We start from the raw sequence: 635 nt of genomic DNA, 5'->3' as shown, positions 1-635 counted from the left end.
AGAAAATAGCGACATCATGCACTTTCTCGGCATTTTTGCCAGTTATTTTATTTAATCAAATCACCATGAAAAAACAACAACAAACCCCACTCCCTACTTTGTATTGTACCGTAGGGCTACCCTTTTCGGGCAAAGCAGCATGGGCGGCTTGTCAGGGGCTGCCCGTGGTTTCGCTTGCTGCCAATGAAACAGTAATTGATGGAGGTGGCAAAGTTACTCAGAAAACCAAGGCTACCACTGAGCCACTGGCTTTTACCCGCCAACTCATCGAATGCTTGTTTGCCGCAGGTAACCAAGTGGTCATTTTACTGGCCGAAAACCTTACCGAAAAAGAACGCGCCTACTGGCAAAAACCTGATGCCTGGCAAACCGTATTCAGGGAGTTTCAAATCAGCGAGAAAGAAGCGATTCGTAAGGCAGTCGCAGAGGGGGTGGGCAAGCAGGAATTAGAGAGAATCAAAGAGCTGGGAAAACAGGCAGAGCCCTTAAATATAGAGTAAACACTAAACCCCTGCTGTAGTAGACAGACAGGGGTTTTGGGCTTGTTACACATTTTCCAGGGTTTTCAATTGGGCAACAATGGTGCTTCTGAGCGTAGTATCGCTGATGTGTTTGGTGACATACCTATCTTGCCG

At 46.9% G+C, this 635-nt stretch carries 1 protein-coding gene; it reads left to right on the top strand.

Annotated features, from left to right (window positions below; all coding sequences use genetic code 11):
* Positions 1–500: hypothetical protein (locus Q0954_RS34270; RefSeq protein WP_299466681.1), on the top strand; the 500-nt coding region annotated here is incomplete at its 5' end.
* Positions 501–635 lie beyond the last annotated feature (135 nt).

This window comes from uncultured Microscilla sp. (genome assembly GCF_947493425.1).
GTDB lineage: Bacteria > Bacteroidota > Bacteroidia > Cytophagales > Microscillaceae > Microscilla.
The sequence above is the reverse complement of the archived record's forward strand: the minus strand, read 5'-3'. Positions and strand labels throughout refer to the sequence as shown.